The following is a 17,696-nucleotide window of genomic DNA, read 5'->3' as shown; positions in this document are numbered from 1 at the left end:
AGGAGAAACTGCCGCTTTATCTGGGGTTCTTTGAGTTCGTACACAATGCCCGTAAGCGAGGAAAGGCACTGCTGGGCAACCTATTGGAGACCTTGTTGAACTAGCTCCCCAAAATCCGTATTGAGCCCTCCACTTTTTTGACACCGACGGTGGTTCCGGCCCTGATGGCGCTACTGAATGATGTTTCTAACATCGCCTCTAAACCCCAGTAAATCCCAGATACTAACCGACCGAAGAATTTTAGGTGCGGGATCGGTGGAACGAACGAAACAGAAATCTCAAATAGTTGGCAACGAAGCGTTAAGGCCAATTTTTTCGACCTCAAATTGAAGGCAAGGCTATGTATTACAAAAAATATCTCTGCGAAAAACTTACCTATCTAGAGAAACGCTGCTGGGGGCCAATTCGGGCAACTCGAAGGTTGCTAAAGCACCTCATTTCAACCGAAGAACTATCCATTCGACAAGGGCGCGATCGCAACGGCAATGAACTCTTTTATGTGCGCGATCGCACCACCGGGCAGTACCACGTCTTTTTGTCAGAATCCGACCTCAGAATCTGGCTCGACCAGCGCTACTACAGCGATGCCCGTTCCCCTAATTTGGAGCAGTCCTACTATCGCCAGCGCTGGCGACGATAGCTCCTAGATGGAGACTAATAAATCTTAGTTTGTAAAGCTGTAGGGTGGGCACTGCCCACCACTTAAACTAGCGCTACTTATCCCAAATCTCTACTTCGTAATATTGAATGAAACCTGTTTTTTATGCCATTTTGGCTAACTCATTGGTGGCAAGCCTAACCAACACCTTGGTCTGGTTTGGGGTCACATTTTGGGTATACCTACAAACCCAGTCGGTGCTGGCCACCTCGGTGATGGCCGGGATATACCTGGTCACCGTCGCCATTTCCGGCTTTTTCTTAGGCTCACTGGTCGATCGCTACCGCAAAAAAACCGCCCTGCTGATCTCTAGCGCTGGGTCGCTGGTGCTGTACGCTCTCGCCTACCTAGTTTATGTATCTACGCCAGCGGCTGTTTTTACCGACGCGTCTAGCGTCATTCTTTGGGGATTTATCATTGTGGCGCTGGTGGGGGCGATCGCCGGAAACCTGCGCACCATCGCCCTGCCCACCCTGGTAACAGTGCTAATTCCTGAATCAGAACGCGACAAGGCCAATGGCTTGGTGGGCACCGTCAATGGGGTGGCTTTTTTGGCGGCTTCTATCGTGAGCGGGCTGGCGATCGGGTTTTTAGGTATGTACTGGATGCTGGTGATGGCGATCGCGCTCACCGTCCTGACCATCCTCCATTTGTGTACCATCCCCATTCCAGAGAAGCGCATTATTCAGACCGAGGCGAAGCCCAACCATATTGATATTCGAGGCACCATTCAGGTCATTCGCCTGGTGCCGGGATTATTTGCGCTGATCTTCTTCAACTGCTTCAACAACTTTTTGGGCGGCGTCTTTATGTCGCTGATGGATGCCTACGGGCTGTCTCTGGTTTCGGTACAGGTGTGGGGCATTGTGTGGGGAGTCTTGAGTCTGGGGTTTATTGTCGGCGGGTTGGCAGTTGCCCGATTTGGGCTGGGTAAAAGTCCGCTAAAAACCATGTTTCTGTCCAACATTGTGATGTGGATAGTAGCCATGGGATTCACAATTCAGCCGTCGATTATTTTGCTGGCGGTAGGTTTATTGGTGTACCTCTGCCTAATTCCCGTGGTTGAAGCTTCCGAGCAAGTGATTTTGCAAACGATGATTCCGCTGGAGCGCCAGGGGCGGGTGTTTGGCTTTGCCCAAAGTATTGAGCAGGCGGCCTCACCGCTCACCGCTTTTATGATTGGCCCGATCGCCCATTTCTTGTTTATTCCCTTTATGACCACCGGGGCCGGGGCCGATTTAATTGGCTCCTGGTTTGGCACCGGCAGCGATCGCGGCATTGCTCTGCTATTTACTTTGACGGGCTGCGTGGGGCTGGTGGTAACGGTACTGGCGATGCGATCGCGCGCCTACCGCGCCCTATCGGTGAACTATCAAAGGCGCTACGCAAACAATGTTCAAATTGAGGTGAGGCAGTCTTCATGAGACGTTGGCGGTATCAGTTCAAAAAACCGGGTGTAAATAAACAAGGCAATTATGCAAAGCAAGCAGATTAACAATAATGGAGTTCAGCTTTTCTCAGAATCGTTTGGTTCTTCAGACCATGCGCCAATTTTACTAATCATGGGGGCAATGGCTTCCGGCATTTGGTGGCCGGAAGCGTTTTGCTGTCAGTTATCGGATGTGGGCCGATACGTCATTCGTTACGATCACCGAGATACAGGACAATCAACCTGCTACAAGCCGGGGCAGATCAACTATTCCATTGAAGATTTGGCGGATGATGCGTTTTGTGTTCTCGATGGCTATAGTCTTCAAAGTGCCCATGTAGTTGGGATGTCGCTGGGAGGGTTTCTGGCTCAACTCATGGCGCTCAAGCATCCTCAACGCGTCAAAAGTTTGATATTGATTGCCTCAGAACGATTGGCTGATGCAGACTTGACCATGCCTGAAATCGATCCATCTATCCTCAAATACCATACAAAAGCAGGTGAAGTAGATTGGACGAACCGTGAAGCCGTGATTGAATACCAGGTTGGGGCGTGGCGGTTGCTATCCGGTTCAGCCCACTCTTTTGATGCATCACTAATTCGCGAATTAGCAGGGAAAGATTTCGACTATACACCCGATCCTACTACGGCCTTTAACCATACTCTGCTGGAGGGAGGAGAGCAATGGCTAAACCGCCTCAACGAAATTGCGATTCCAACGCTGATCATTCACGGCACAGAAGATCTGGTTCTACCCTATGCCCATGCTTTGGCATTAAAAGCGGAGATCCCAAACACTAGATTAGTCACATTGCCCGGAACAGGACATGAACTGCATCCCAATGATTGGCCAGTAATTGTTGAAGCAATTCAGCAGCATACAGAGTCATGAGAAATTGTGAATATGAACGATTGTCACGTTAAGTTGATCCACCTGCTGTTCTCAGCAGCAACCCAGAACAATCTACCGTTGTGTCTACAGGGTGTTTGGGCGATCGATGCCAAATTGAATTGCATCACCTGCGATCATGAGAATATTGATGCTAAAGATGAAAACAACATCCTAGGCAAAATATTGCTGAGCTAGTTACTGAATAAAGGAGTAGAAGTCGACTTATGGTGATGATTGCATATCTGTATATGCTGAAAGTAATGGCAGCCCTTGGCTGTGGATTGATCGCTGGAATATTCTTTGCCTTTTCAACCTTTGTAATGAAGGCTTTGGCGCAACAACCACCCGCTCAGGGCATTGCCGCGATGCAATCTATTAACCTCACAGTCATTAACCCCTGGTTTATGGCTGCGTTTCTGGGTACAGGTGTTGTTTGTTTAATTTTAATTGTCTCTTCGGTTTTCCGGTGGCAACAACCTGGCGCGGCTTACTTGCTTGTCAGTGCTTTATTCTATCTGATTGGCTGTTTCGGTGTCACAATAGGGTTCAATGTACCGTTAAATGATGCGTTAGCCGTTGCCAATCCCAACAGTCCTGAAGGAGCAAATCTCTGGGCTAACTATCTGACAAACTGGATGTTCTGGAATCATGTTCGAACCCTTGCCGCATTCATCGCAGCAGCCTTGTTTACGCTAGCGATCGGGACTCCATCACAACTGTAGTGTTCGCTTTCCGTTTGGATGGTGGAGAATAATCTTGAACTCGAGCTGAGGTGGCGTATCAAATGGCAAACGACTTGATTGAAGACCTGGAAGAGAAGCTACGACAGGCCATGCTCAACAGTGATATTGCTGTGCTAGACGATCTCATCGCTGACGATTTAGTCTGGACAATGCACACAGGGGTTGTGAGCAACAAAGAACAGGATCTAGAAGCGCATCGCTCTGGAATCTTCCGATTTACAAAGCTAGATATTAGCGATCGCCAAATTCATCCGTTTAGCTGCGACTGCGCCATCGTCACTTTGAAAGCAGAAATTGAAGGAATTTTTGATGGTCGAGCGTTCTCGGAAGTCTATCGGTTCACTCGGGTCTGGCTACAGCGCAGCAACCGTTGGCAAGTCGCCGCAGGTCATGTAAGTCAACTTCCCTTCACGCCATAGGCAGTACCACTACCAGCAACTTGGACTTAGTCCTACATTTCTACGGCACGCGCCGTCACCTCCTCAACTTCAAAGCTAAATCTGAACGGTTTGCGCCCGATGTTGTCCTCGACATCATTCCCTATACCGAAGCTCAGGCCCAGGCTGTGGTTCAAGTGTTTAGCGGTTGCACTCAGCGCATCGTTGCCGTCAGCAGTGGAGCCGAACGCAAAGCGGCAAATTTATGTATTTCACTACTTGAAAGGATAGGCGATGGGCAACTCCATCCGTTACCGTGATACTGTTCTGGCGTTGACCCAGGCTGAATGTGTGGCTACCCCGCTTTTATTGACAAAGCTGCACCAACCGTCGTCGCGATCGCATCTGGTGAGGCGCGATCGCATTCTGCAAACCCTTCAGCAGGGGTTGGGCAGTCGATTGATTTTGGTGTCTGCCCCCGCTGGTTTTGGCAAAACGACAGCCTTGGGCGAGTGGGCGCAGCAGACCCAACAGCCGGTGGGCTGGCTGGCCCTAGACGAGCGAGACAACGACCCAACTCGCTTCTGGTGCTATCTGGTAGCAGCCTTGCAAAAGGCGGATAGGCCGCTGGGAGAAGCCACGCTGTCGATGGTGCAATCGCCCGAACCGATTCCCTTTGAGGCGTTTTTGACGCCGCTCTTGAATGAGCTAGCCCAGCTAGAGACAGACCTGATTCTGGTGCTGGATGACTACCACGTGATTACAACTCCGACCATCCACGAGGGGCTGGGGTTTTTGCTGGAGCATTTGCCCCCAGGGGTGCGGATGGCGATCGCCACCCGCACCGATCCGCCATTGCCCCTAGCCCGCTGGCGGGTGCGATCGCAGCTAACGGAGTTACGATCCACCGATCTGCGCTTCTCCGATGCCGAAGCCACCACCTTTTTACAACAGTCTCTCCCGCAATCCCTCACCGAAGCCCAGGTGATGACCCTCCAGCAGCAGACCGAGGGCTGGATTGCAGGACTGCAATTGGCGATGCTCTCCCTGCGGGAGTCAGCTAGCCCGACAGCGCTGATAGAAACCTTTAGCGGCACCCAGCGGTACATTCTGGACTATCTGGTGGAGGAGGTGTTGAACCGTCAACCGCCACCCGTGCGGCAGTTTCTGCTGCGGACGGCGATTTTGGAGCAGCTGTGCGGTGCCCTCTGTGCCGCCGTGATGGATGAGGGTGTGGCCAGCGGGACTCAAGCCCTGGAACAGCTAGAGCGGCAAAATCTATTTGTGGTGCCGCTGGATGACGAACGCACCTGGTATCGCTACCATCACCTGTTTGCGGAGACCCTGCGCCACCTGCTCCAGCGGACGGAACCGGATCTGGTTTTGGGCTGCCACCGCCGCGCCGCCCAATGGTATGAGCATCAGGGCTACATTGCCGATGCCCTGCACCACGCGATCGCCGCCCAAGCCTTTGACTACGCCGCCCAGATGATCGAGCAGGAAATGCAGACCAGCGAAAACCCGCGACTAGATGCCGTGGTGCTGAGTGATGCCCTGGCGGCGTTGCCCTCCGACCTGGTTCAGGCTCGTCCCTGGTTGCTGGCGGCAAAGTCTTGGGTGGGGTTTACTACTTCCCAGTTTGCCGAGGCGGTTGCCGTCATTGAACAGATGGAGCAACGGCTGGAAGAGAACAGGTCCGAGACGGAAAACACCTATCGGCTCTGGGGATTGGTGATCGCCCTAAAGGGAATGAAGGCCCGACAGCAGGGGAATAATGTCGAATCAGTTGCCTTTATGGAAAAGGCGCTGCAGCTGTTGCCCCAAAACTATTCCTGGTTGCGATCGCTGATCCTCCTCAATCTGGGCGTCACCTATTTTGTCGATGACAACTACAAAGCCGCCCGGCAGTTGCTGCCAGAGGTCAGCCGGATTGGTCGCGTGCGGGGGGCGGCAGATCCGGCGATCGCGGGGCTCTACCTGCAAGCTCAGTTTCTCGCCCTGCGTGGACAGCTTACTGAAGCCACCGCACTCTGCCAGCAGGGCTTGGACCTGGCCACCGAACGGCGCTGGCTGCCCACCTATGCTGGAGTATTGGTTCAGGTCGCCCTGGCCGATCTGCTACGGCAGCAAAATCAGCTAGACGCCGCCGCCTACCATCTCAGCCAAAGCATCGATCGCGCCATTCAAAATCAGCAGCCCGGCCTGATGATGGGCTACATCACTCTGGCGCGGGTGCGTCAGGCCCAGGGAGATTTGGCAGCAGCCTGGGCAGCGATTCGCCAGGCCGAGCGGTGTCAAGTCTGGCTCTGGCCAACCATTCTTCCTGTCGAAGCCTGCAAAGCCCGACTGTATTTAGTCGAGGGCAATGTGAATGCCGCGATCGCCTGGGTGGAGAGCAGCGGACTGACTGTAGACGATGGCCTGGACTACAACACCACCGAGAAATGTCCCACCGCTGCTGAACTCATTTACTTAACCTACGCTAGGGTGCTGCTAGCCCAGGGTCAGCAGACCGCATCAATCCCGCCGCTGCAAGCCGCCCGGCGATTGCTCACCCGCCTGCAAGCTCAGGCCCAAGCGGGCGGGCGTACCCCGCGCCTGATGGAAACACTGCTGTTGCAGGCACTGGCCTGGCAGGTACAGGATGAGCGATCGCGCGCCTTAGCCTGCCTGCACCAGGCCTTAGATATCCCTCACCAGGATAACGATATCCGTTTATTTTTAGATGAAGGAAAAGCGATGGCCGACCTGCTTTCTTGCGCCGCTTCCAACAGAATTCAAACTAAAGAAGTAGCGAGCTTGCTGGCGCTCTTTGAGATTCAGCCCAAGCAAAAGACTGCTGTAGTTCAGCCGCTGGTGGAACCCCTGAGCGATCGCGAACTGGAGGTATTAACCTATCTGGCCACAGGCATGACCAACCAGGCGATCGCCAATGAATTATTTGTCAGCCTGGCGGCGGTGAAATGGCACGCCCGCAACATCTACGGCAAGTTAGAAGTGGCCAATCGCACCCAGGCTGTTGCCAGAGCCAGGGAATTGGGGCTGCTGCCATAGCAACTGATGCAATGTCTATCCTTTTGGTTAGGGTCGTTCAGGGGCAAACTCGATAGACTAAATTCACTTCACAAACTGACTCCTACAAGCGAGGTAGGCAGCGAAAGTTATGATTGACCATATTGGCATCAATGTTAGTAATTTTGAGAAAAGTAAAGTCTTTTATGCCAAGGCATTAGCCCCCCTAGGTTATCAATTTTTGAGCGAGTTCAGTGCCTCTCCTACTAACTCTGCCGCAGGGTTATTTGGTGTAGAAGGGAATCCAGATTTTTGGGTTGGCCAAGGAGATGTCAATACCCCTCGACTGCATATTGCTTTTCGGGCTGAAAGCCGTGAGATAGTACAGGCCTTTTACAAAGCTGCATTAGAAGCAGGTGGTCAAGATAACGGTGCTCCGGGCCTACGAACTCACTACCACCCCAACTATTATGCTGCCTTTGTGTTAGATCCAGATGGACATAACATTGAGGCCGTTTGCCATGGGCCTGCTTAGCCGAATTCCAATTACCGAATAGACTATCATTTCAAGTCGCCAAAGCCGTTGAGTGAGGAGTAAATTCTCTAAAACTTGCTGCAAGCACTTGAGCCAGAATGGATAAAGAAGGTGTGTCTATGGGATAGAACCAGGCCCCATTAGCTGAGGTCCGATGAAAATTGAAACTCGGAGATTTCTTTTACGCGATTTTATCCCAGCGGATGAAGCGGCCTTTTTGGCCTACCATGCCGAACCTCGCTTTGCCGAGTTCTGTTCGCCCGCAGAAATGAGCCACAGCTTTAACCGTAACCTGCTTCAGCAGTTTAACCAGTGGGCTAACGAATACCCCCGGCACAACTATCAATTAGCCATTGCCGATCGCCGCGATTCAGTCCTTATTGGCTGTGGCGGATTGCGACAGAGTGGCTATGACCCCGGAGAGGTAGAACTCGGAATTGAGCTGGCACCCCAGTTTTGGGGCCGTTATGCCTATGCGCTTGAAGTAGGGCAAGCCTTGGTTAACTTTGGGTTTGACGATTTGAACCTCAGCAAAATTCGCGGCATATCGGTTAGCGAAAATCGACGTGTGTCTCGCTTAGCCGAGCGGTATGGGTTTGTGGCCATCGGCACCCTCCCCGGCCCGGCTTGGATGACGGCGCGAGGGTGGCACCAGATTGAGTGGCAGCTAACCCGAGAAACGTGGCAGCAGTCCCAGACGTAAAAGAGGCATTTTCTATGGAGAAACAGATTGTTTATCTTTTCGTGTTCGACACCCTGGCCGATTGGGAGACCGGCTATGCGATCGCAGCCATCAACAGCCCAGACTACCAAAAACGTCCCGAACGCTACTGTGTGCAGACTCTGGGGCTGTCCGGTGACCCCGTTACCACCATCGGCGGCATGACTATTCTGCCCGATGTATCCCTAGATGAAGTGGAGGCCGGTGCCATGCTGATTTTGCCCGGCGGCGAAGCCTGGGACGACGGCAAAAACACTCAAATTCTAGAAACAGCCAAAGCTTTTCTACAAGCAGGCATCCCTATCGCAGCAATCTGTGGAGCGACCGCCGGGCTAGCCCGAGCTGGGCTTTTAGATGACAGACTCCATACCAGCAATGCTGTCGAATACCTGCAAGCCACCGGCTACCGAGGGGCAGCCCATTATCAAAACCAGCCTGCCGTCACCGCCGACAACGTGATTACGGCCAATTCAACGGCTCCAATCGAATTTGCTTACCATATCTTTAAAGCGCTCGATCTGTACGATGCACCCGTTTTAGACGCCTGGTTTGGCCTCTTTAAGACCGGTGATCCGGCTTACTATTTCACGCTACAGCAGCTCACCGCCCCACCCCAACCTTAGCGGAGGAACCGATGAAAGCGATTATCTGGCAACACTTTGAATTAGAACTTGCTAGAGCAAAATCGGCCATGTTAGAGCAAGACTTTGAGGCAGCTTGGACGGCTCTACAGCGGGCTCACCGGCTAGGACAGAGAGATGCGATCGCCCACACCATTGCCCACTGGGAAATGCTCACTCTAGCCTGGCGACAACGGGATTTCAAAGAAATAAGAGGACAGATTATACCGACCCTGCTGGCCTTTCCCCTTACACTTTTGTTTGGTCAATTAAGACAGCTAAGGGGCGGTAAGGCCAACCCCAATTACGCTGAAAATCATTCAATCCCTAAAGACATCCGGCAGCTTTTAGAGCAGTAAATAGATCATTCAGGTCTTGCCAACTATCCTCCTAACTATCCATTAGATCAGGGATTTAGTTGAGATATAGAGCGACGTTGTAACTACAGTTGCTCTACTCGGAGATTGCCCAATGGAATGGACCGTTGGTTGGTGGCAGGTTTCAGTTCAGCGGGTTTACCCCACCAATTCAGAACTCGCTAAAACCTACAATCAGGCTGCCGGATGGTGGCATCAGCATCTTCAAATTTTGGGCTATGGTCGGGCTTACCGGCAGCTCTGGCGATCGCTACGCAAAGGAGGTTATCTACCGCACGGGACTGAGCATAAAAATATCTGTGATTGCGGCATTGGGACCGCCGCCTTTAGCCTAGCTTTTGCCCAAACTCTCAACCCGAACGTAAACATTGTCGGCATTGATCTGTCGCTTGAGATGCTTAAAACAGCTCAGGTAAAACTGGCTAAAGGCCACATTCAGCATCAGCTATGCCAAAGCGATGTGAGAACTCTAACCTTTGAAAACAGTGTCTTTGATGCCGTGATCAGCGCTCACATGCTAGAGCACCTACCCAAACCCAAGGAAGGGCTCAAAGAAATGTTTAGAGTTCTGCGGCCCGGCGCTCCCCTCATTCTGGTGGTGACCCGCTCAGGAATCCTCGGTTCACTGATTCAGTGGCACTGGGGCAACCGCTGCTTTAGCCCGAATGAATTGGTTACTCTGATGAAAGAGGCAGGGTTTAGCAACTTAAACGTTATCCCTTTTCCCCTTGGGCTAGCCCGGTTTACCAGTTCTGCCCATATTGGTTTTCGACCGTGAAAGGGGCTGGACGGGGCTTCCTACGATGGATCAACGTTTGACTAAAGCTACAGCAAATCGCTTTTCAAAGGCCCTTTAAGCGCATTAACAATACTAAACATCTTGTACCGCTACTTTAGTAGGATAAATACCTCAGCTACATTAAAGGTTTGTCGAGCGAAGGTAGGTTTTTGTCATTATGAAACATTACTCCATATTCACCTTAACCAGGGGAGAAACCTGGGCACAGACTGCGGTTGGGTTAGGGCTGGGCGTCGTCTTACTGCTTAGCTCTGCTCAAGGCGCGATCGCCCAGTCTAGTTCTACAGCTCCAGCGCCAACCCCATTTGAATCGGTAGAGTTTAGTCTAGAGGATGTGCCAAATCCTGCTGCTGCCGGATTTCAGGCGATCTATGTAGACTCGGCTGGCAACGTCCTGGGTGCCTTTTTTGCGATTCCTGGAGCCCGGCTGAAAATCCACGCCAACGGCCTGGTTGAAATTGACCAGCGCGACTACACCACCGAGGCCAACTACCGCACCGATGGCCGCCTGCGTACCCTAGGGGATGTCGAATTGGCCTACGACAGCATCGGTCGCCTGCGCAGTATTGATGGCACCCGCTTTCGCTATTTTAGTAGCGGCCGCCCCCAGTCGATGGGTGACGTAGACTTTAGCTACTTCAGCCGAGGGCAACTCCAGCGGATTGAGGATGTGTCCTTTGAGTACGAGCGCAACGGCACCATTCGGCGGATCAGCGCCGACCAGACTCGGGATGGCCTTCCCATTGTGATCGCTCACTAATCTGCGCCAAAGGAGGGGTAATGTCGTGAAACCCCAATCGCGAAAACCAGAGTGCCGCTTTTTGACAAACGCCTACGAAAATTGGGTTGAAAATATTTCCGCTACCCTGTCGATCTGCCCCTCCCCCAAACGACTACTTCATACAGCAGGACATTAGTAGGGCGCTCAGCTGTAAGTCCTGTCGTCCAACAACTCACCTGTAAGGATTAACTTCCATGACAGCGACCACCATTGACACCAAAGCAGAAGCCCAAATTCTTCACCTGATTGAAGCTCACGCCCAGGCCATCTGCGACAAAAACCTTGATCAGATCATGGCTCACTATGCTCCCGAAATCGTCATCTTCGATATGAAGCCACCCCTGACGCTTAACGGCATCGCTGCCTGCCGCCAGATGTGGGAAACTAGCATGCCCTATATGCCTACCATCTCTGGCATGGATCAGCAGGAATTGAGCATCACCATCAGCGGCGATCTAGCTTTGGCCCATTGGGTTTCCCGTTTTGTCGGCATCGCCCCCGACCATCCTGCCGCTCAAATGTGTCTCCGCATTACCGCCGCCTGCCAGCGCCACCAGGATGAATGGCAGATCATTCACGAGCATATCTCGGTTCCCTTCGCGTCAGAAAGTGGTGAGGACTGCGATCGCGCCTAGTGCAGCGTCAACGCTAAGAATTAGGGTGCATAACGCTAAGGCGAGGCTCCGCCAACGCGCAACAATGCACCGAGAGGAAGGCCATCTGGGCACCGCTCTGAAAAGGCGAATGGAGTAAATAAGAATCATGACTAAGCATCGAATCTATACAATGAGCTTTGCAAGCGTCTATCCTCACTACATTACTAAGGCAGAGAAAAAGGGACGCACTAAAGCAGAAGTCGATGAAATCATTCGTTGGCTAACAGGATATAGCCAAGAAAAGTTGGAAGCTCAACTCAATGAGCAAATAGATTTCGAGACATTCTTTGCGGAAGCTCCTCACCTGAATTCTTCGCGAGCCTTAATCAAAGGTGTGATTTGCGGTATCCGAGTGGAAGACGTTAAAGAGCCAACCATGCAGGAAATTCGCTATTTGGATAAGCTGATCGATGAGCTAGCAAAAGGCAAAGCGATGGAGAAAATTTTGCGGAAACCGTAGGGTAGGCACTGCCCATCCACCACAATTTAGTGAAATTCTGTGTTCAGCAATGGTTAAGTCGCCGAACAAATTTGCAAAGGCATTTTCCCCCTAAATTGGATTGAACTTGAACATCATGCAGAAAGTCGTACCCTGTTTATGGTTCAATGGCGACGCCGAAGACGCCGCACGGTTTTATGTTTCGCTACTTCCCAATTCGAGCATCGACCGGGTTCTAAAATCGCCGACTGACACCCCGAGCGGACCCGCTGATACCGTACTAACCGTCGAATTTACGCTGGCCGGAGCGAAATACATGGGGCTGAACGGTGGCCCACAGTTTTCCTTTACGGAAGCCGTATCGTTCCAGATCTACTGCGACGATCAGGCCGAAGTGGATCGACTGTGGGCGGCCCTTGCGGATGGTGGATCAGAAGTTGCCTGCGGCTGGATCAAAGATCGCTGGGGGCTTTCCTGGCAGATCGTGCCGACCCGCCTGATCGAATTGATTAACGATTCCGACCGAGAACGCGCTCGACGAGCCCAGGAGGCCATGATGCAGATGGTCAAGATTGACATCGCCGAGATTGAGCGGGCTGCTGGCGGTAAGGGGTAGCCGGAATGCAAACCGCAATTGTTCTTCAAGAGAGCCATGATCACGGTCTCTGGCAGCTGTAATCGACAGGAACAAGCTATGGAAGCGCAGGAAGTATATCGCGGTCGTTTGATCGACCACATTCAGCTAGTCGTGCAAGACCTTGCCGCCAGCCAGACATTCTACACAGCGATCTTCGATGCCCTGCATGTCCCGATGGGCGGTACCGGTGATGGATTCTTCTGGGCGGATGAGTTGTTCGTTTCAACGTCCAACAGTGAAGCTGCGCAGGGGATGCTCACCGGACGCCATCACTTAGCATTTCAGGCCCGCGATCGCGCCATAGTGGACGCGTTTTATCAAGCGGCTCTGGCTCACGGCGGTCGGGATAACGGCGCACCTGGAGAGCGCCAGTACCACCCAGGCTACTACGCCGCCTTTGTTCTAGATCCCGACGGTAACAACATTGAAGCTGTTTACCACGGCGAAGCGAATCGCAGCACACCTGCCGTACGCATCACGTTCTAGGCCGTTGGGTTAATTTGCGAATCGTTTTAGGAATGACGGGAGTGCTCCCATGAGAAGGCTGATTGTATCTACGTTTATGTCGCTCGACGGCATTATGCAAGCTCCCGGCGGACCGGAAGAAGACCCGACGGGCGGGTTTACCCTGGGCGGCTGGATGTCCAATTTCTTTGACGAGGGCATGGACCTCTCAGCATCAGGATTTGACGGTACCGATCGAGAACTGGTGCTCGGTCGTAGAACCTATGAAATTTTCGAGGCGTACTGGCCCTACCAGCCCGATGACAATGCGATCGCAAAGACATTCAATGCCACCAAAAAGTACGTAGCGTCGAGCACATTGACGACGCTCCACTGGCACAACTCGACCCTGCTCTCTGGCGATGTCGTCTCGGCCATCATTGCGCTCAAAGCCCAACCTGGCCCTGACCTGCAAATTATCGGCAGCAGCCAGTTGATTCAAACGCTGCAGCCCGCAACCCTGATAGACGAGTACAACGTCTGGACGTTTCCAGTGGTGCTCGGGCAGGGCAAGCGCCTCTTTGGCGAGACGGCCCATCCCTTTGCGCTGCGGCTCGTGCGCTCTCAAGTTTCGACCACGGGCGTGGTGATGAGCACCTATGAACCCAATGGCGATATCCGGCCTGGAACCGTGGGCAATGAAGAACTGAATGAGCAGGAACTGGCTCGACGCCAAAAGATCGCGAATGAGATGTGGTGAGACGAAAATGACTGACCTGAACCTCACAACTTTCGACCTAAAAGGAGTCCTATGAGCACCAAAACTGAAGCACTCAAACAATCATTCAAGGTTTATACAGACTCAGGAGAATGCTGATGACCATAGAACTTGATCACACGATCGTTCCTTCTCGCAGTCAAGTGAAGTCGGCCAAGCTCTTGTCAGAACTCCTTGGGGTTGCGTGGGCAGAGAAAAGTGTTGGTCCATTTTCACCTGTCTACATAAATTGTGGGCTAACGCTTGACTTCCAAGAAACGGAAGAAGATTTCCCTATCTATCACTTTTGCTTCCGGGTCACCGAAGCCGAGTTTGATGCCATTCTTGAACGAATCAAAGCGGCTGGAATCGAGTACCGGAGTATGTTGAGAGGAAGCATGGATATGCAGGTCAACACAGAGTTTGGAGGCCGTCTGATCTACTGGAACGAGCCAGATGGACACCAATGGGAAATGTTGACGGTCAGCTATGCTCGGCAGGAACGTTAATTCTTAATTTCTGGGCACTGCCACATCACAAACATAGAAAAATACAGACATGAACCCAGGCATTCTTAACGCTACAAACAACTTGCAGACGCAGCGGTTTTACCATGGCACCCGTACTGAGCTGAAACCAGGCGATCTGATCAAGCCCAGCCATTCTCCAGACGTTGGTGAGCGGGACAAAATAACACCCTATGTCTACCTGTCCCCCAATCTGGATGCAGCTATCTGGGAGGCAGAACTAGCGATCGGCGACGGTTTGGGCAGAGTGTACAGAGTAGAGCCGACTGGCCCGATTGAAGATACCTCCGACCTGCCGGATCACCAGTCTCCAGGACATCCGTCGATGTTATACCGCTCACGTGAGCCGTTGCGGGTCACAGGCGAGGTCACGGATTGGCCGCTTTACCACGGCACTCGGGCTGATCTAAAGCCAGGCGATTTAATTAAGCCAGGCCACACCCCGAACTTCGGCAATCAGGCCAGAACAACACCCCACGTCTATTTCACCCGCACGTTGGATGCCGCCACGTGGGGAGCGGAGCTAGCTGTCGGTGAAGGTCCTGACAGAATTTACATTGTAGAACCGACTGGCCCGATTGAAGAAGACCCCAACCTGACCAATCAGAAGTTTCGGGGCAATCCGACCAAGTCATTCCGATCGCGCGCGCCGCTGCGGGTTACAGGCGAGATCACGGACTGGCAGGGGCACTCGCCCGAAGTGCTAAACGCCATGAAGGACGGCCTAGCACGACTTGAGCGACTGGGAGTTGAGCCACTTGACGACTGAACAATTTTTGAATTTTTGTACCTAAAAAGTCAACTGACCCGTCGATTTAGACGTTCTCTATTCGACTAACCCATAGAGCCAGGGTTGAAACTCTATTCACTCTGGCGCTAAGCACCAACAATCATTCAACCGGAGATTTCACCATGAAAGTTATGGTTCTCGTCAAAGCCACCTCCGACTCTGAAGCGGGAGTGATGCCCACCGAAGACATGCTGGCCGAAATGGGCCAGTTCAACGAAGAACTGGTTAACGCCGGAATAATGCTGGCTGGTGAAGGACTACATCCCAGTTCTAAGGGAGTACGGGTGCAGTTTTCCGGCAAAAATCGCACGGTTACGGATGGCCCCTTCACCGAAACCAAAGAACTGGTGGCTGGCTTCTGGATTTGGCAGGTGCCGTCGATGGCAGACGCGATCGCCTGGATCAAGCGCAGCCCTTTTCAGGACGGCGAAGTTGAAATTCGTCCTATTTTTGCCGATGAAGACTTCGGCGAAGCTTTTACACCAAAACTGCGGGAACAGGAAAACCGCCTACGGGTCGAGATGGAAAAGCAGAGTTAAAGCAGAACGGTTAACCTTTGACCATGACATTAATCAATGAGCCTAACAAATCAGCAAGTTAAACAATTCATCAACGATGGATACGTCAAGGTTGAGCAGGCGTTCTCTCGTCAACTCGCCGACCATTGCCGGGAGATTCTTTGGGCCGATATTGGCTGCGATCCTGAAGACAAATCGACCTGGCAGAAGCCCGTTGTTTGGCTGGGGGAATATGCTCAGCCACCGTTTGTAGAGGCCGCTAACACCCCCCAACTGCATCGGGCTTTCGATCAACTGGTGGGTGAAGGAAACTGGAAGCCGAGGCGCAGTTTAGGGTCTTTCCCGGTGCGATTTCCGGCGAACGAAGACACTGGCGATACAGGCTGGCATGTAGATGCTAGCTTTGCGGGTAAAGACTCGGACCCTAACGATTTTTTGTCGTACCGAATCAACATTTATTCTCGCGATCGCGCTCTTTTAATGCTGCTCCTGTTTTCAGATGTAGGTGAGCAGTGTGCCCCCACCCGAATGCGAGCTAGCTCGCATCGTGAAGTAGCTCGCATTCTCGTACCTGCCGGAGAAGAAGGTTTATCGTTTGCCGAGCTGAGCGCCCAACTGAGTTCTACAGCGCTGTGTCCTGAAGTACTCGCCACAGGGGAAGCAGGGACAGTCTACCTTTGCCATCCGTTCCTGGTTCATGCTGCTCAGATCAACCGCGAATCTCAACCTCGATTCATGGCTCAACCACCTCTTTTTGCAGCTAGACCATTTGAGCTTACGGGTAAATCGCCCTCCTTCTACGTTCCCGTTGAGCGAGCTATTCGCAACGCTTTGGGAACATCAGGTAACGAAAATAGCTGAGGGTCGGCTCATCAGCCCAGCTAGAGTAGCGCCGATTCGACGAATATACCCTGCTCACCCATCAGTGAATTCGGGTTCTGAAGCCGCCAGCTTGTGGATATATTACCTGACTCAATAGACCTTCTGGAACCATATTCGAACCGCTACAGCTCTGACCATAGCACTGCGTTTACCCTCTCGCTTCGGCGCTAAGTTCGAAATTCACCTGGCCTGTTTTTACCTTACGTTAGATTTCTTTCGCCAGAGAATCTGCTGAATTGGTACAATTGAATCAGTTTCGTGGTTAGCAATCTGCATCGTCAAATCTGCAAGAGCGATCGCAGCTTACTCCCTAAGAAGCTGCGACTACGTTGAGCATTCTCTCCCCCGATCCTTTATTAAGCATAAGGAGAGCATTATGAAACTGATTCCTTATCTAAGTTTTGGCGATGATTGAGACTATGATTGCGATCTCACATCAAATCTCATCCTTTTGCTTAGAAAACGGTTGATTAGAGAAAATTTATTCTGGCTAGACGAGAAAAGTTTGACATGAACGCAGATTTAAGCAAAATGAGGGTTTTGAGATCTAATAAAATCCTGTATGTCAGCGCTAATAAACAAGCTAAACGTTGGGCTCTGTTCTTATTCCTAGGTCTTTTGATAGCCACTTTGCTGACTACTTCGTGTGCCAAAAAAACAGAAGATAATGCCTGGAATCAGGATCAGTTAATACAGGCTGCCGAACAAGGTCAAATAGAGTCTGTCTCTATCAAAAACGATCGCAGCCAAGCAATTGCTACCAACAAAAAAGGTGAACAATTTTTAGTTGACATCTCCCCCAGTGATCCAAATCTGGTCGATAGCTTAAATCAAAATCAGGTTGATATTTCTGTAGATTCGTATGATTCGGTTTTATTATACCCATTTGGCTTAGCCTGGTTTCTAGTGCCTGGCGTTATTGCTCTGGCTGGTTTCGTATTTTGGATCTGGATGCTGATTGACTGCGCAACCCAAGAAGCGAATGTTGGTAACACCAAGGTTGTTTGGATTTTGATTATACTGTTTGCTAATGGTATTGGTGCTCTTATCTATTTCTTTTTCCGACGTCCTCAACGTCGACGGCAACTTGGTGGATAAAGAC

23 protein-coding genes and 1 pseudogene are annotated in these 17,696 nt (G+C 51.8%); all 24 read left to right on the top strand.

What is annotated here, in order from left to right; genetic code table 11:
* Positions 1-104 (top strand): annotated as a pseudogene (locus tag IQ273_RS35695) (DDE transposase); the annotation flags it as partial.
* A 236-nt stretch (positions 105-340) separates the two neighbouring features.
* Positions 341-640 (top strand): hypothetical protein, encoded by a 300-nt coding sequence (locus tag IQ273_RS06525; protein ID WP_194022362.1) that lies wholly within the window; start codon positions 341-343, stop codon positions 638-640.
* Positions 641-747: 107 nt separating this feature from the next.
* A complete protein-coding gene (locus IQ273_RS06520; RefSeq protein WP_194022361.1) occupies positions 748-2,082 on the top strand; it encodes an MFS transporter in 1,335 nt (444 codons plus the stop codon).
* A gap of 51 nt (positions 2,083-2,133) precedes the next feature.
* Complete coding sequence (locus tag IQ273_RS06515) at positions 2,134-2,979, top strand: alpha/beta fold hydrolase (protein ID WP_194022360.1); 846 nt, start codon at positions 2,134-2,136, stop codon at positions 2,977-2,979.
* A gap of 224 nt (positions 2,980-3,203) precedes the next feature.
* Positions 3,204-3,701 carry a DUF1772 domain-containing protein gene (locus IQ273_RS06505; RefSeq protein ID WP_194022359.1) on the top strand — a complete coding sequence of 166 codons (498 nt, stop codon included), beginning with the start codon at positions 3,204-3,206 and terminating at the stop codon, positions 3,699-3,701.
* 62 nt (positions 3,702-3,763) lie between these two features.
* Entirely contained in the window at positions 3,764-4,141 is a 378-nt protein-coding gene (locus IQ273_RS06500; protein ID WP_194022358.1) for a nuclear transport factor 2 family protein, read from the top strand.
* A 20-nt stretch (positions 4,142-4,161) separates the two neighbouring features.
* On the top strand, positions 4,162-4,419 hold the full coding sequence (locus IQ273_RS06495; RefSeq protein ID WP_194022357.1) for a hypothetical protein: 258 nt from the start codon (positions 4,162-4,164) through the stop codon (positions 4,417-4,419).
* Positions 4,394-7,153, top strand: coding sequence for a LuxR C-terminal-related transcriptional regulator (locus IQ273_RS06490; RefSeq protein WP_194022356.1), 2,760 nt, complete (start codon positions 4,394-4,396; stop codon positions 7,151-7,153). The genes IQ273_RS06495 and IQ273_RS06490 overlap by 26 nt, the downstream gene beginning before the upstream one ends.
* A 109-nt stretch (positions 7,154-7,262) precedes the next feature.
* A complete protein-coding gene (locus IQ273_RS06485) occupies positions 7,263-7,646 on the top strand; it encodes a VOC family protein (protein WP_194022355.1) in 384 nt (127 codons plus the stop codon).
* 154 nt (positions 7,647-7,800) lie between these two features.
* Positions 7,801-8,349 (top strand): GNAT family N-acetyltransferase, encoded by a 549-nt coding sequence (locus tag IQ273_RS06480; protein ID WP_194022354.1) that lies wholly within the window; start codon positions 7,801-7,803, stop codon positions 8,347-8,349.
* 14 nt (positions 8,350-8,363) lie between these two features.
* The gene (locus IQ273_RS06475; protein WP_194022353.1) at positions 8,364-8,990 is read left to right on the top strand and encodes a type 1 glutamine amidotransferase family protein; all 627 of its coding nucleotides are present in this window, start codon (positions 8,364-8,366) and stop codon (positions 8,988-8,990) included.
* A gap of 11 nt (positions 8,991-9,001) precedes the next feature.
* Positions 9,002-9,346, top strand: coding sequence for a DUF3703 domain-containing protein (locus IQ273_RS06470; protein WP_194022352.1), 345 nt, complete (start codon positions 9,002-9,004; stop codon positions 9,344-9,346).
* 112 nt (positions 9,347-9,458) lie between these two features.
* The gene (locus IQ273_RS06465; protein WP_194022351.1) at positions 9,459-10,142 is read left to right on the top strand and encodes a class I SAM-dependent methyltransferase; all 684 of its coding nucleotides are present in this window, start codon (positions 9,459-9,461) and stop codon (positions 10,140-10,142) included.
* 178 nt (positions 10,143-10,320) lie between these two features.
* Entirely contained in the window at positions 10,321-10,923 is a 603-nt protein-coding gene (locus IQ273_RS06460) for a hypothetical protein (protein ID WP_194022350.1), read from the top strand.
* A gap of 215 nt (positions 10,924-11,138) precedes the next feature.
* Positions 11,139-11,579 (top strand): nuclear transport factor 2 family protein, encoded by a 441-nt coding sequence (locus IQ273_RS06455; RefSeq protein WP_194022349.1) that lies wholly within the window; start codon positions 11,139-11,141, stop codon positions 11,577-11,579.
* Between the two features lie 127 nt (positions 11,580-11,706).
* Complete coding sequence (locus tag IQ273_RS06450) at positions 11,707-12,060, top strand: DUF2200 domain-containing protein (protein WP_194022348.1); 354 nt, start codon at positions 11,707-11,709, stop codon at positions 12,058-12,060.
* 115 nt (positions 12,061-12,175) lie between these two features.
* Complete coding sequence (locus IQ273_RS06445; RefSeq protein ID WP_194022366.1) at positions 12,176-12,655, top strand: VOC family protein; 480 nt, start codon at positions 12,176-12,178, stop codon at positions 12,653-12,655.
* 78 nt (positions 12,656-12,733) lie between these two features.
* Positions 12,734-13,162 carry a VOC family protein gene (locus tag IQ273_RS06440; RefSeq protein ID WP_194022365.1) on the top strand — a complete coding sequence of 143 codons (429 nt, stop codon included), beginning with the start codon at positions 12,734-12,736 and terminating at the stop codon, positions 13,160-13,162.
* Positions 13,163-13,211: 49 nt separating this feature from the next.
* A complete protein-coding gene (locus IQ273_RS06435; RefSeq protein ID WP_194022347.1) occupies positions 13,212-13,880 on the top strand; it encodes a dihydrofolate reductase family protein in 669 nt (222 codons plus the stop codon).
* Between the two features lie 116 nt (positions 13,881-13,996).
* A complete protein-coding gene (locus tag IQ273_RS06430) occupies positions 13,997-14,386 on the top strand; it encodes a VOC family protein (RefSeq protein WP_194022346.1) in 390 nt (129 codons plus the stop codon).
* 49 nt (positions 14,387-14,435) lie between these two features.
* Positions 14,436-15,173, top strand: a complete 738-nt coding sequence (gene arr / locus IQ273_RS35690; protein ID WP_194022345.1) for an NAD(+)--rifampin ADP-ribosyltransferase — start codon at positions 14,436-14,438, stop codon at positions 15,171-15,173.
* Between the two features lie 143 nt (positions 15,174-15,316).
* Positions 15,317-15,733, top strand: a complete 417-nt coding sequence (locus IQ273_RS06420) for a YciI family protein (RefSeq protein ID WP_194022344.1) — start codon at positions 15,317-15,319, stop codon at positions 15,731-15,733.
* A 36-nt stretch (positions 15,734-15,769) separates the two neighbouring features.
* Entirely contained in the window at positions 15,770-16,573 is an 804-nt protein-coding gene (locus IQ273_RS06415; RefSeq protein WP_194022343.1) for a phytanoyl-CoA dioxygenase, read from the top strand.
* Between the two features lie 531 nt (positions 16,574-17,104).
* A complete protein-coding gene (locus IQ273_RS06410; RefSeq protein WP_228052445.1) occupies positions 17,105-17,692 on the top strand; it encodes a PLD nuclease N-terminal domain-containing protein in 588 nt (195 codons plus the stop codon).
* The last annotated feature ends 4 nt before the right edge of the window (positions 17,693-17,696 follow it).

Source organism: Nodosilinea sp. LEGE 07298, from assembly GCF_015207265.1.
In the GTDB taxonomy this organism is placed as follows: domain Bacteria; phylum Cyanobacteriota; class Cyanobacteriia; order Phormidesmidales; family Phormidesmidaceae; genus Nodosilinea.
Note: the sequence above shows the minus strand (reverse complement) of the source record. Positions and strands in the feature narration are given on the sequence as shown.